11 protein-coding genes and 2 tRNA genes are annotated in these 13926 nt (G+C 52.6%); 6 read left to right on the plus strand and 7 right to left on the minus strand.

Features of this window, described 5'->3' with window-relative positions:
* Window positions 1–10: 10 nt before the first annotated feature.
* Complete coding sequence (locus MUG06_RS02505) at window positions 11–790, minus strand: PhnD/SsuA/transferrin family substrate-binding protein (protein WP_243077625.1); 780 nt, start codon at window positions 788–790, stop codon at window positions 11–13.
* Window positions 783–1751, minus strand: a complete 969-nt coding sequence (locus tag MUG06_RS02510; RefSeq protein WP_243077626.1) for a fatty acid desaturase — start codon at window positions 1749–1751, stop codon at window positions 783–785. Before MUG06_RS02510 ends, MUG06_RS02505 begins: the two co-directional genes overlap by 8 nt.
* A 214-nt stretch (window positions 1752–1965) precedes the next feature.
* Between MUG06_RS02510 and MUG06_RS02515 the strand changes: the two genes are divergently transcribed.
* Entirely contained in the window at window positions 1966–2988 is a 1023-nt protein-coding gene (locus MUG06_RS02515) for an LLM class flavin-dependent oxidoreductase (RefSeq protein ID WP_243077627.1), read from the plus strand.
* 113 nt (window positions 2989–3101) lie between these two features.
* Here MUG06_RS02515 and MUG06_RS02520 read toward each other — a convergent pair.
* Window positions 3102–3177, minus strand: a tRNA-Asn gene (locus MUG06_RS02520).
* A 366-nt stretch (window positions 3178–3543) separates the two neighbouring features.
* Here MUG06_RS02520 and MUG06_RS02525 point away from each other — a divergent pair.
* On the plus strand, window positions 3544–4665 hold the full coding sequence (locus MUG06_RS02525) for a Gfo/Idh/MocA family oxidoreductase (RefSeq protein WP_215846440.1): 1122 nt from the start codon (window positions 3544–3546) through the stop codon (window positions 4663–4665).
* A gap of 53 nt (window positions 4666–4718) precedes the next feature.
* Here the strand turns inward: MUG06_RS02525 and MUG06_RS02530 are convergent, their stop codons facing one another.
* The 4 genes from MUG06_RS02530 to MUG06_RS02545 form a co-directional block, all read right to left on the minus strand.
* Window positions 4719–5549, minus strand: a complete 831-nt coding sequence (locus tag MUG06_RS02530) for a glycosyltransferase family 8 protein (RefSeq protein WP_215846441.1) — start codon at window positions 5547–5549, stop codon at window positions 4719–4721.
* Between the two features lie 17 nt (window positions 5550–5566).
* Window positions 5567–6949, minus strand: coding sequence for a D-arabinono-1,4-lactone oxidase (locus MUG06_RS02535; RefSeq protein WP_243077628.1), 1383 nt, complete (start codon window positions 6947–6949; stop codon window positions 5567–5569).
* Window positions 6950–7024: 75 nt separating this feature from the next.
* Window positions 7025–7663, minus strand: coding sequence for a TetR family transcriptional regulator (locus MUG06_RS02540; protein WP_243077629.1), 639 nt, complete (start codon window positions 7661–7663; stop codon window positions 7025–7027).
* Window positions 7664–7854: 191 nt separating this feature from the next.
* A tRNA-Asn gene (locus MUG06_RS02545) sits at window positions 7855–7930 on the minus strand.
* Window positions 7931–8436: 506 nt separating this feature from the next.
* Here MUG06_RS02545 and MUG06_RS02550 point away from each other — a divergent pair.
* The 4 genes from MUG06_RS02550 to nac all read left to right on the plus strand — a co-directional run bounded on the left by MUG06_RS02550 (window position 8437) and on the right by nac (window position 13784).
* Window positions 8437–9360, plus strand: coding sequence for a sugar ABC transporter substrate-binding protein (locus MUG06_RS02550; protein WP_215846445.1), 924 nt, complete (start codon window positions 8437–8439; stop codon window positions 9358–9360).
* Window positions 9361–9392: 32 nt separating this feature from the next.
* Entirely contained in the window at window positions 9393–10877 is a 1485-nt protein-coding gene (locus MUG06_RS02555; RefSeq protein WP_243077630.1) for a sugar ABC transporter ATP-binding protein, read from the plus strand.
* A 23-nt stretch (window positions 10878–10900) separates the two neighbouring features.
* On the plus strand, window positions 10901–11926 hold the full coding sequence (locus MUG06_RS02560) for an ABC transporter permease (RefSeq protein WP_243078480.1): 1026 nt from the start codon (window positions 10901–10903) through the stop codon (window positions 11924–11926).
* A gap of 940 nt (window positions 11927–12866) precedes the next feature.
* Window positions 12867–13784, plus strand: a complete 918-nt coding sequence (gene nac / locus MUG06_RS02565) for a nitrogen assimilation transcriptional regulator NAC (protein WP_243078481.1) — start codon at window positions 12867–12869, stop codon at window positions 13782–13784.
* Window positions 13785–13926: the final 142 nt, after the last annotated feature.

Consider the following 13926-nt stretch of genomic DNA (forward strand, 5'->3'; position numbering starts at 1 on the left):
GGAAGCCGCGTTATAGCTGTACAACGCCAAGCCTGACGGCGGCCTGTTCCCATTCCTGCACGGGGTGATAAAAATGCCGATCGACCTCACTGAAGTGACTTATCAAATTAGCCGCACACACCGCCCGATACTTCTCATCTTTGACTAACGCTGCCAACGCACTGCGCAACTCTGCCAGCGTGGCGTCTGAGGTGGCAGCCGAGGTGATCAACGGCAGCGCGGGCGACAAGGGCGTTTCACCGATAATCGCCAACCCTTGCTGCTCTTCCGGTGCATAACGTTGCAGCAAAGCCCAGGTTACGCAATCGATGGCAGCAAGATCGGCTGCTCCCTTACGCAGCGCCGCCAGCGACAGGCGATGACCGCCGCTGAAAATAACCTGCTTAAAGGCGACAGATTGCTGCGCCACGACATAGCGCAATGCGTTATAGCCTGAGTGAGAATCTGCGCTGTTACAGACTGCGCGGCGTCCGTGAAAATCTGCCAGCGTTTTGGTTTTGTCTTGAGCACGCGCCACTAAAAAGCTGCGATAGCATGCGCCTTCACACCCCGCTGCCGTAGAGTGGAATACGCCCACTAACTTGACGTCAGGCAGGCTGCTGACCAGCGGATAACCACAGGTTTGGCTCAATAACAACCGCGCATCTTGCCAATGTGCCAGCAGATTGTCCGGCCAGATAATCTGCGTTTCAAGGCCGCGCTGTGCCAGCAAATCGGCAATCGCCTGCGTCAACTGCCGGGTTGCGGCGTGGTCAATGTCGTACATCGGCAATGAAAGCTGTTCAGTCATGCTTTTTCTCGCTACGTCGTCCTGGATGAGCATTCATAGCCACCGGTTTCGCCCAAAACTGGCGCAACCACACTGCGTATCCGCCCACGCGAAAACCGTGATTGCGCTGGTGATAGCTTTCACGGTAAAGCAGATACAGGTGGCGCAGGCCATACCAGGGCACGCCTGGCAGATCGTGATGCACTGAATGATAGTTCAGATTGAGAAACAGAATTCGCCAGACCAGCGCCGCTTCGTTGTTCACCGAGCGCGCCAGCGGTTCTTCCGCCGCTTGATGCTCAAGAAAAGATCGCACTTTGGTCAGTGCCAGCGCCGGATAACTCACCGCCGCCATGAACCACAGCGGCGAAAATCCTTGTTGCGCCATCCAGCTAAACAGCGTTACCAGCATCGCCCAATGCAGCATCCACATCACTAGCGCGGGCAGGTTGAAAGTGTATAGCGCCAGCCACACCGCCTTAAACGTGCCGAGCACATCCAACAGCGGGGCGATGAGCAGGCGACCAAAAAAGGTATTGCGCAGATGAATAACCTGTTGCTGCCAGCGCGGCAGTTGTGCCCAGCGCGTCGGCGAAAAGTAATAGGTTTCAGGATCGTCATCCGGCTCGGTCAACGTGTGGTTACGGTGATGCGCCAGATGCGAATCGCGGTACAAACCAAACGGATACCAGACCGCCAGCGGCAGCATGCCAAACAGCTGATTAACGCGTGGCCAGCGAGTCGGATGGCCATGAATCAACTCATGCTGTAGCGACATATACCAAGCGGTGAACCAGATCAGCAGCAAGGTTGCAGGCAGTAAACCCAGCGTTTGCCAGTGGATCAGCGTGGCGAACCAGCCGCCATACACGGTGATAATCAGCAGCCAGGTTGGCAGTTCACTGCGCCATAGCCAGCTGCGGGCGAGTTGGTGAAGCAGCTGGCGCTGCTGAGCATTGATGTAGCCGGGAGATGTTTTCAACCTGTTCTGCCTGAGAAACGTTGCATGATTCACAGACGATGTAAGAAAGGCGGGAGAAAGACAAAGACCTTAATTTTCTTAGCTATGTCGAATTTCTCGAATGTGGGGTTGAAAGAAATTGACTATCAGTGGCGGCCCGGCTGGCGTAACCTTTCTGCATCAAGAATTGTCTTATGACGCGAGGGCGAAAATGGCCCACCTGGAGAAGTCACACATGAAAAAAATTGGTTTTTTATCCTTTGGTCACTGGACGCCGTCTTCACAGTCGGCGACGCGCTCAGCGCAAGACGTGTTGCTACAATCGATCGATTTAGCCGTAGCGGCAGAAGAATTGGGTGCTGATGGCGCTTATTTCCGTGTGCACCATTTTGCTCGCCAGCTCAGCTCGCCTTTCCCGCTGTTAGCGGCTGTCGGTGCACGCACCAGCAAAATTGAAATCGGAACTGGCGTCATTGATATGCGCTATGAAAATCCACTCTATATGGTGGAGGACGCCAGTGCCGCTGACCTGATTTCCAACGGCCGCCTGCAACTGGGCCTGAGTCGTGGTTCGCCAGAGCAGGTGATTGATGGCTGGCGCTACTTTGGTTTCGAACCGAAAGCGGGCGAAACGGATGCCGATATGGGACGTCGTCACACCGAAGAGTTTTTGGAAGTACTGCGTGGCGAAGGGTTCGCTAAACCGAACCCACAACCGATGTTTGCGAATCCGCCGGGCTTGCTGCGTCTTGAACCGCTGTCGGAAGGATTGCGCGATCGTATCTGGTGGGGTTCAGGCTCCAACGCCACCGCAGAATGGGCGGCGAAAATGGGCATGAACCTGCAAAGCTCGACGCTGAAAGATGATGAAACCGGTGAACCGTTCCATATTCAGCAGGCAAAACAGATTCGCGCCTATCGTGCAGCCTGGAAAGCTGCAGGGCATCAGCACGAGCCACGTGTTTCCGTTAGCCGCAGCATTTTTGCTTTGGTGAATGACATGGACCGCGCCTATTTTGGTCGCAGCGGACAGGAACAGGATTCCGTGGGTTTCCTTGACGAGAAAACGCGCGCCATCTTTGGTCGCAGCTACGCGGCAGAGCCGGAAGCGCTGATCAAGCAGCTGGCACAAGATGAAGCGATTGCCGAAGCCGATACGCTGCTGCTTACCGTGCCGAACCAGCTTGGCGTGGCGTATAACGCACACGTGATTGAAGCTATTTTGAAATACGTTGCGCCGGAACTCGGCTGGCGTTAACACCTGTTGCCGCGGCCTCTGGCCGCGGCTGACGCACCGTCAATCAAAAGTGCGTCATGAAAAACAGGCAATAAAAAGCCCGGTCTTTTTGCAAAGACCGGGCTTTTCGAATTTGGCTCCTCTGACTGGACTCGAACCAGTGACATACGGATTAACAGTCCGCCGTTCTACCGACTGAACTACAGAGGAATCGCTTGAACGGGGCGCATGTTAACGGCACCCCATGTTCTTGTCAAAGCTCTTTTTCACAAAATTGTCTGACTGCTGAAATATACGCCAATCACGCCTTTTGCCAGTAAAAATCGGCCTGCTCTGCATCGTCTAAAAAATGCCTGCCTGTGAAATGAAATTTCTGGAACGCTTCCATTTTAGCCGCATTTTATGAGGTGATTGTGAGGTGTTAAGAAGAGACTTAATACTTGTCAGCATGCAGTTTAAGTGGTTCTCACCGATAGTTTTTTATCATCATCACATTTATTTCATTTCTGCTTTGAAAAGCGTCTAAATGAAATTTACATTCCGCTTTAATCTCATATTGAACCGGCGGAGTAAAAAATGAATAAAGTCAGAATCGGCATGATTGGCAGTGGCTATATTGGACGTTGTCACGCTATTGCCTACGCGCAAGCACCCACGGTTTTTGCCCTTAAAGGCGAAATTGTGCGTGAAATGCTGGCAGAGGTGAACGCAGATTTAGCCGCAAAACAGGCTGCCACCTTTGGCTTTAGCCGCTCCACTGGCGACTGGCGCGAGCTGGTACGCGATCCCAACATTGATGTTGTCGATATCTGCGCACCAAACTTCCTGCATAAAGAGATGGCGCTGGAAGCGATTCGTCACGGCAAACATGTTTACTCAGAAAAGCCGCTCTCCCTGACGGTTGCGGATGCTGAAGAGATGGTGGCGGCGGCCAACGCGGCGGGCGTGAAAACGCTGGTGGGCTTCAACTACATGAAAAACCCCACCAGCCAGCTGGCGAAAGAGATTATTGCGCGCGGCGAAATCGGTGAAGTGGTGCATTTTTACGGTACGCACAACGAAGATTATCTGGCTAAACCAGAAACCCCACTCGACTGGCATTGCCAAAAAGCGCTGGCAGGATTAGGCGCGCTGGGCGATCTGGCGGCGCACATCGTCAACATGGCGCACTATTTGGTGGGCGATATTGCTGAAGTGAGCGGCGATATGATGACGGTGATTAAATCGCGCCCTAATCCTAAAGATCTCAGCCAGCACGTGGCGGTTGAAAATGAAGATCAGGCCAGTGCACTGCTGCGATTTAACAATGGTGCGCACGGCGTAATTGAAACCTCACGCATCGCCTGCGGCAGCAAAATGGGGCTGACTTATGTGGTCACCGGTACCAAGGGAACGCTGCGTTATACCCAAGAACGCATGGCCGAAATTGAGCTTTATCTTCACGATGATCCCGCTGGACGTCAGGGATTTAAGACGATTTTAACCGGCCCGGCGCATCCCGATTATGCCAATTTTTGTATTTCGGCGGGCCACGGCATCGGTTTTAACGATCAGAAGACAGTAGAGATCCGCGACTTAATCAACGGCATCGCGGCGGGCGACAAAATGTGGCCTGATTTCGCTGAAGGCTTACAGGTGCAGAAAGTATTGGAAGCGATTGCGGTCTCTGCTATGGAACGTAAATGGATGCCGGTGTGAGGTTTAGGTAGAGAGTAAATAGCCTGCCTCCACAAGGGAAGGCAGGCTGCACATTAACGTTCTGCGCTTTTTTCCCACCAGAGTTTATCCAGCGCGTAATACCGGTCACGCTCGATTTCCGGCTGATCCAAATCGCGGTTCCACGGCTTAGCCAGAATGTAGTGCAGATTCTTCACTTCATCACCTTGCCACATTTGGCTGTGCTGAAACGGCAGTGTTTTCAGTGCGTTGTAAATGTAAGGCAGCACCAGCCAACGTCCTTCAAACACTTCATTCAACAAATCTTGCTCAGAGAAGGCGTAAGCACTCAAATCATCGATAGCGGCGATGCGCTGCTCCAGCGCTTCAAACACCGCGTTATCAGGCTTAAGTACCAGAAAACCGCCGTTGAGATAGTTGTCGAGCTCGGCGGGTGCCGGCTCACCGCGATCCTGCCAGGTATAATGGCACGCTTCCGGCTGCCAGCTGGCGGGGTAAGAGGCAATTTTATTGGGATTACAGCGGCAAGCGTGACACGCCGCCAGCTGATTATCACCGAGATCCAGCGTAAACAGCTCATCCATGTTTTGCAGTACCAGCATGTCGGCGTCTAAAAACACCACGCGCTCACACTCGGTGAGCTGCCAGGCACGCAGTTTGGTCCAGACTTCACCAAACTGGGCGGATGCGTAGTGCTGATCCAGGTCATCACGCGGATAGAGCGGGTCAACATGGTGAATAACGCAGCCTTGGGCCTGCAAATCTTCGCGATCGGCTAAGGGGATCGCATCGGTGGTCATCACCACCAGCGGCCAGCGTGTTTCGCTCTGTTTCAGCGAGCGGTGCAGCGCTTTCACGCCGACTAAATAATCGGGTTGAGTCAACAACGTTACCCAAGCAAACATGATTTTCCCCGTTTAATTCAATCAAAAAGTGTATTGATGTAGTCGTTACTGAAGCGAAGCTGTGGATCGAGCTGACGGCGCAAGGCACGGAACTCATCCCATTTAGGATAGATTCCTCGCCACGTGTAGCGCTGGTCATCGTAGTATTTACCCCAATGCGGACGGCCGCCTTCTTCGACCAGCAGTTTTTCTATTTCTGTCAAAAAATGCAGCCCATCCTGCGAAAGTGAACCATCATCGGCGTAATAAACCACAAAGCCAAAATAGCAGGTAGGGCGCTGGTAAGAAGGGCTTAGCCAGGCGGATGACGCGCCGGTACAGCGCAAAATAATGGGATAATGCATGTGCGGACGATTTTCTGCATACCAGCTTTTGATCTTGCTGATGATCGCGGGCGTGTTTTCCAGCGGGACGCCAATTTCCACATTGATTTGCGGCACCGCAATGCCACGGCAAAATAACTGATAGATGTCGCCCGTCACATCGGTAAAGTCACGGAAACGGGTCACGGTGCGGAACTGCTTACCGCCTTTACCGTGAATCTGCGTATCGCGATGCATGTGTGCCAGGGTTTGGTCGATGGTGTCATTCAGGCTGTCGTCACCGGTATTCGCGTGCTCCACAACCTGACGATGGTTCTGCTCATAGCGCTGACGTTCAGCGTCACTGGCTTCGTGAGCATTCCAGACATGCATCAAGTTGTCATCGACAAACCACCAGGCTTTGCTCAGCGGATATTCGTCGTTCCAACGCGGTAAATCTTGTTCAAGGTTATCGGCGCTAACGGCAAATTTATGGCAGGTAAAAATGCGGAACGGCTCAGTGCGCAACGTCACGGCGGTGATAATGCCCAGTGCGCCCAGCGTGACCTGTGCGGCGGCAAAATCATCATCGCCACGGTCAAATTCACGCAGCGAGCCATCGGCGAGCACCATGCGAATGCGCAGCGCTTCATCCGCCAATGAACTTTGCTGTAATCCCTGGCCGTGCGTGCCGGTAGCCATCGCACCCGCCAGCGTCTGCACTGCAATGACGCCGGGTGACGATCCCAGCATCCGATCCATTTCCGTCAGTGTGCGATAAACCTGTTGCAGCGGCGTAGCCGCGCCAAAAGTAACACTGTTTTCATCGCTGGCGATCAGGCCGGAAAGGGCACTGAGATCCAGCAGTAAATCGTTCTCGCCCACATGTAGCATTCGGCCAGGCGAAAGTTTGCTGCCAACCACGCGTACCTGGCATTGTGACTGGCGAAGTAATTGCTGAAGTTCCGCTTCGTTTGCCGGACGTTTTACCTGCTGACGGCTGCCAACCTGAGCGTTTTGTGCCCAGTTCCACAGTGCGTCATCTTGTGGTTCAACATGAGTTTGGCGAAGCGGATAAAGGCGGGCGTCTCTGCTCACAACTGCATTCCTGTTTTAAGGTATTTGCGGGTTCGTCTATCAAGCGTAGACCATTACCCACGCGGGCTGGCTTTGCTAATCGTGCTTGCGGATGTATCGCAACGTTGCGGTCACTGCGAGGTGACGATTTCGTTGGATGCTCTCCTCTTCGTTGTTGTCCGGGCTGAACAACGCATTAAAGGTATAGCGATTTGATACGTGGTGGACGCAAATACTGCTGATCAGGCGATGCACATCGATGGTTTGCACCTCTTTAATGAACAGGCCTTGCTGCTGACCGCGCGTCAGGATGTCATCCAGTAGATCCAGCGCACTGCGATTAAGTTCTTTAATGCGTGCGGATTGGCTGATGTAGCGGCCACGCAGCAGGTTTTCGGTACAGACTAAACGCATAAAATCGGGGTGCGAAACATGGTAATCAAAGCTGGCTTCGACCAGTTTAGTCATCGCGATTTCGGGTGACATGACGGCCAAATTCAGGCCCGTTTCATGCTGGCGAATCGCCTGATAAACCTGCTCAAGCACCTCAATATAAAGCTGCTCTTTAGTGCCAAAGTGATACACCACCATGCGTTTGGTGGTTTGCGCGTTCTCAGCGATCTGCTCCATGCGCGCACCCTGCATACCGAACTCAGCAAAGGTTTTTAATGCACCTGCGACAATGCGTTTTTTTAGCCCTTCCGGGTCATTTTTTCGTTTTGTAATATCCGACATGGGGCTCAGTAACAGGAGTAATGAAAGGGATACTTTAACACAGCCGCGGCTTGATGCTTTTGGCAGCAGAGGCGACTGCGGTAATTCTGCCGGGAACCCGATGCCCGTTTGCTCGCGTCGAAACCGCGAAAACACCGTGCGATGGAAAGCAAAAAGCCCGCTCAGGTTTCCCTGAGCGGGCTTTTCAAATTTGGCTCCTCTGACTGGACTCGAACCAGTGACATACGGATTAACAGTCCGCCGTTCTACCGACTGAACTACAGAGGAATCGTTTGAACGGGGCGAATATTAACGACGCTGCTGCGGGTTGTCAAAGCCCTCTTTGTCTTATTGCGTTCAAGTGCTCGTAAAAGCAGCGGATTGCCGCATTTTTATGGCATTCGCCTGCTTTTCAATCTGCCAACGAGATCTCACTTTAAGCGCATTTCTCTGTAGATGTTAGAGGCGTGTCAAAGTTTTGTTATTTGACGATGTTAAAACAATCATTTCAGTGCTTTTATGATAAAAATTTCAAAACGCCAATATATGGAACAAACGAACTGCTTACGGTCACGGAGGAAATTAAGTGAAAAAAGTGAAACGCGATTTTGAAATTAAATGGTTTTAGATCAAGTGATTGTGAAAAGGAGTTGTCGGTCACAAAAATGCGTTAAACCGAAAGTCTTACCTCATCAAACTGATAAAAAACGCCAGCAGTGTTGAATGAATGTAAAAGATATTTTTCATTCGCGGTGTCAACTCACTGAGCAAGTTAACAATAAAGAAGGGTTCCTATGAACATTAAAAAAACGATCGTTGCTTCACTGTTAGCCTGCATGTTGCCCGCCGCCGCAATGGCAAAAGATATTCAAGTTGGCGTCTCTATGGCGCTGTTCGATGACAACTTTCTGACCATTGTGCGCACCTCGATTCAGAAAGAGATGCAGAAAGATGGCGTAAAAGGTCAGATCGAAGATGCCAAAGGCGATGTGGCGCAGCAACTCCAGCAGGTGCAGAACTTTATCGGTCAAGGCGTCGACGCCATCATCGTGAACCCGGTGGATACCAATGCGGTAAAACCGATTCTGGATCAGGCCAAAAAAGCAGGCGTGGCGCTGGTGTTTGTTAACCGTCGTCCTCAGGCTGATCTCACAGACAAGATGGCCTATGTTGGTTCCGATTCTGAGCTGGCCGGGCGTTTGCAGATGGAAGCATTGGCTAAATCCATGAACGGGAAAGGCAATATTGCCATTTTATTGGGCGATTTAGCCAATGAGTCAACCCGTGAACGTACCAAAGGGGTTGAAGCGGTAGTGGCGAAATATCCCGGCATCAAAATCATCCAAAAACAGACGGCGAAGTTTACCCGCAATGATGCGGTTGACGTTGTCAGCAACTGGATGACAGCAGGTGATGACATTCAGGCCATCGCCGCCAATAACGATGAAATGGCGATCGGTGCGCTACAGGCGCTGGGCAAAAACGACAATCACATTTTGGTGGCGGGCGTAGATGGTACGCCAGATGCGTTGCAGATGATCAAGAACGGCAAAATGGTCGCCAGCGTATTCCAGGATGCCAAAGGTCAGGGTGAAGGCGCGGTGCAAACGGCGATAAAACTGGTTAATGGCGAGAAAGTGCAGAAAGTGGTCGATATCCCGTTCCAGCTGATCACCAAAGAGAACTACACCAAATACACCAGCATGAACCAGAAATAGTCGTTCCCGACTTAGCCGTACGGAGGTGATGTATGACCGCTTTTGCGCTTGAAGCCGAAGGTATCAGCAAATTTTTCCCGGGAGTCAAAGCACTCGACAACGTCTCGCTGCGCGTGCGTTCGGGAACGGTGCATGCCTTGATGGGCGAAAATGGCGCGGGCAAATCCACTTTAATGAAGTGCCTTATCGGGATGTACCGTCCCGATATGGGCACCATCCGCATTAAAGGGGAGCCGGTGCAGTTTCAGGACACGATGGACGCGTTGCGTTCCGGCATTTCGATGATTCACCAAGAGTTGAATCTGGTGCCGTACATGACAGTCGCTGAGAACATCTGGCTGGGACGTGAGCCGATGAGGCTTGGCTTCGTCGATCACGGCAAGCTTAACCAGATAACTCAAGAGCTGTTAAACAGACTGAATATTCGGTTGAAAGCCGATCGGATGGTGGGCGATCTCAGTATTGCGTCGCAGCAAATGGTCGAAATTGCCAAAGCGGTGTCATGGAATTCAGACGTCGTGATCATGGACGAACCCACTTCCGCGCTGACGGAAACCGAAGTTGCCCATCTGTTTACCATTATTCGCGACCTGCGTGAGCAGGGCAAAGCCATCATCTATATCAGCCATAAGATGGATGAGATTTTCGCGATTACTGACGAAGTCAGTATTTTCCGTGATGGCAGCTGGATTGGCAGCAACCACACCTCGGCGTTTACACGTCAGTCGCTGATCACCCAAATGGTAGGGCGTGAACTGACCCAGCTCTTCCCGAAATTCAACAATGCCATCGGCGAAGATGTGCTGACGGTGCGTAATCTCACCTGCAAAGATCGCTTCACCGACATCAATTTTACGCTGCGTAAAGGGGAAATCCTCGGTGTTGCGGGACTGGTTGGCGCAGGGCGCAGCGAGGTGATGGAAAGTCTGTTTGGTATGGAGAGTTTTGACAGCGGCGAAGTGCTGATTGATGGCGTGCCGGTGAATATCGATTCACCCTCTACAGCGATTGAGAAAGGCATGGCGTTTCTGACAGAGGATCGTAAAAAGTCCGGGCTGTTTCTGGTGTTGTCGGTGATGGAGAACATGAGCATCGTCAACATGCCGGAATACAGCGGCAAAAGCGGCTTTGTCAGTCACGTGAAGATGGCGCAGGACTGCATGGAGCAGATTCGTCGTCTTAACATCAAAACGCCAACCATGGATCAGATCATCAATAACCTCAGCGGCGGTAATCAGCAGAAAGTGTTGATTGCGCGCTGGCTGCTGGCTCAACCCAAGATTTTGATTCTGGACGAACCGACGCGCGGTATTGACGTCGGGGCGAAAGCTGAAATCTATCGCTTGATCAGTGAACTGGCGAATCGTGGCGTGGCAATCATCATGGTGTCGTCTGAACTGCCGGAAATCCTCGGCATGAGCGACCGCGTGATGGTTATGCACGGCGGACGTATAACCGGCATCCTCGATAAAGAAGACGCCGACCAGGAAACCATTCTGTCGTTGGCATCTGAGTGAGGCGTGAGAAAACTATGAGCAATATGAAAGTGACTGCCAATCCGGCATCCCAGCAGCAACCCTCTTTTTTCACCAATCTGCGGCACAAGCTGCCCAGAGATACCGGCATCTTTATTGTCATGGTCGGTATTGCATTAATTTTTGAAATGGCCGGTTGGTACGTACGCGACCAATCGTTCCTGATGAACACTAACCGTTTGATTTTGATTCTGCTGCAGGTTGCGATCATCGGCATTATCGCGGTTGGCGTGACACAAGTCATTATTACCACCGGCATCGACTTGTCCTCCGGCTCGGTCATTGCCCTGACAGCCGTGGTGGCAGCGAGTCTTGCGCAAACGTCTGATAGTCTTTCACCGATGTTCCCGTCGCTGGTGAATATGCCTGCGGCAATACCGATTGGTGCCGGGATTGGGGTCGGATTACTGTGCGGCCTGGTCAACGGCGTATTGATTACCCGCACCGGCATTCCACCGTTCATTGCCACGCTGGGCATGATGGTTTCCGCGCGCGGCCTGGCGCAGTATTACACGCAGGGTAATCCGATCAGTTTCCTCTCCGACAGCTTTACTTCAATCGGTCAGGGCGCAATGCCGGTGATTATCTTTTTGGTGGTGGCTTTCCTGTTCCATATCGCACTTAAGCATACGCGCTACGGAAAATATGTTTATGCCATCGGCGGTAACATGACCTCGGCGAAAGTCTCCGGTATTAACGTGAACAAATATTTGATCATCGTTTATACCATCGCGGGCGCACTTTCTGGCCTGGCAGGCGTGGTGCTGGCGGCTCGCGTCAGCAGCGGACAGTCAAGCATGGGCATGGCCTACGAACTGGATGCGATTGCGGCAGCGGTCATCGGTGGCAGCAGCTTAATGGGCGGCGTCGGCCGCATTACCGGTACGCTGATTGGCGCGGTGATCCTCGGGTTGATAAAAAGCGGATTCACCTTCATTGGCGTGGATGCTTATATTCAGGACATCATCAAAGGCATCATCATCGTCGCGGCTGTCTCCATAGATATGCATCGTAACCGTAAAAAACGCTGATACGCTGCCGCATGCGGGTAAATAGCTGCCACATGCAGTTACAGAGCGGGCATATCGCAGCATCTTCCTCCCCCATTTATGGGGGAGGACCGAGGTGGGGGACAAACGACCTCGCACTTCATAGGATTGAGGCGGGGGACAAACGACTTCCTCTGCGCGCTGTCCCCCATCCCGGCCTTCCCCCGCGACGCGGGGGAAGGAGACGCTGCCACATGTGGGTACAGAGCGGGCATATTGCAGCGTCTTCCTCCCCCATTTATGGGGGAGGACCGAGGTGGGGGACAAACGACCTCGCACTTCAGAGGACCGAGGTGGGGGACAAACGACCTCGCACTTCAGAGGACTGAGGTGGGGGACAAACGACTTCCTCTGCGCGCTGTCCCCCATCCCGGCCTTCCCCCGCGACGCGGGGGAAGGAGACGCTGCCACATGCAGGTACAAAGCGGGCATATTGCAGCATCTTCCTCCCCCATGTATGGGGGAGGATTGAGGAGGGGGACAAACGACCTCGCACTTCAGAGGATTGAGGAGGGGGACAAACGACGCCTAACCTCATGATCATAAGATTAACCACTGATAACGTTTACATCATATTAACTTCTGGATATCTGTTAAGGCAGTCTCTAGGCGTCTTTGATGCGCCCTCCTGGATCGAACTGCACTAAAAGTGTACGACCAGCCATCACTTTTTTGCACATCTGACTCGCAACTTCTGCACCATATCAGTGCGCACCCCTAAGTTATTTGATGCTATCACTCATGCTTTGTGCTTATTAACCCGTAAGAGGTAATTAGAAACGCTTATTTTCCGGGCCGTTAGGATAACTCTGGCTTTTCTAAGGCACCTTATGTTGCAACCTGGCCTGCATATTGCAATTTCCTTCACTACAAAGTGGCTGGCTCGACCAGCTAACTATTCGGGGAAGGTGACGGAGGCATGATGAATTTAAGACGACTGAAGTACTTTGTTAAAATCGTCGATATCGGCAGTCTGACTCAGGCAGCAGAAGTGCTGCATATTGCACAGCCTGCGCTCAGCCAGCAGGTCGCTACGCTGGAGAATGAACTGGATCAACAATTGCTGATCCGTACTAAGCGCGGCGTAACGCCAACCGAAGCCGGTAAAATTCTCTATGCTCACGCACGCACTATTCTGCGTCAGTGTGAGCAGGCACAAACAGCCGTGATCAACGCCGGACAAGCGTTGAATGGCCAGGTCTCGATTGGCCTTGCACCCGGCACAGCGGCCTCTACGCTGACCATGCCATTGCTGCAAACGGTTCGCGAACAATTTCCAGATGTGCTGGTGTATCTGCACGAAAACAGCGGCAGTTCACTCAATGAAAAAGTGATGAACGGTCAGCTCGATATGGCAGTGTTGTACGATCGCGCGCCGACGGCCGGTATTAACAGCATCCCATTAATGAAAGAAGAGCTTTATCTGGTGGGTGCGACTGATTGTCCTGGCAGCACCGTGGATCTGGCGGATGTCGCGCAGATGAGCCTGTTTTTGCCACGTGATTACAGTGCAGTGCGCAAACGCGTTGACGAAGCGTTCTCACTGCGTCGTCTGAGCGCGCGCATTATCGGTGAGATTGAATCTATTTCCACACTGACTGCCGCCGTGGCCAGCGGCATGGGCGTTTCCGTGTTGCCCGAATCCGCCGCGCGTTCGCTAGTGGGTTCAACCAATGCCTGGATGGCGCGCATCAACAGCCCATCGCTGAATCTGCCGCTGTCGCTAAACGTCTCCGCACGTTTGCCGCTGTCACCTTCGGCGCAAGCAGTAAAAAATATTCTATTGTCGTTATTGAATAAGCCACTGACAGAAGAGCGCGAGCTGATGCTAGTGAGCTGATTTGTCGGTTTGCGGACCGACCAGCCGCTGGTGGGGAATGCCCAGTGTGGGTATGTCACGCTTGCAGCGGGCTAAGGTCAGTGCACGGAGTGCGGATTTTGCTTGCAGCGGATTTGCACTGAGAAGATTACGCCCGCCAGGC

Origin of the sequence: Pantoea sp. MQR6 (assembly GCF_022761075.1) — a bacterium.
Classification (GTDB): Bacteria; Pseudomonadota; Gammaproteobacteria; order Enterobacterales; family Enterobacteriaceae; genus Pantoea; species Pantoea phytostimulans.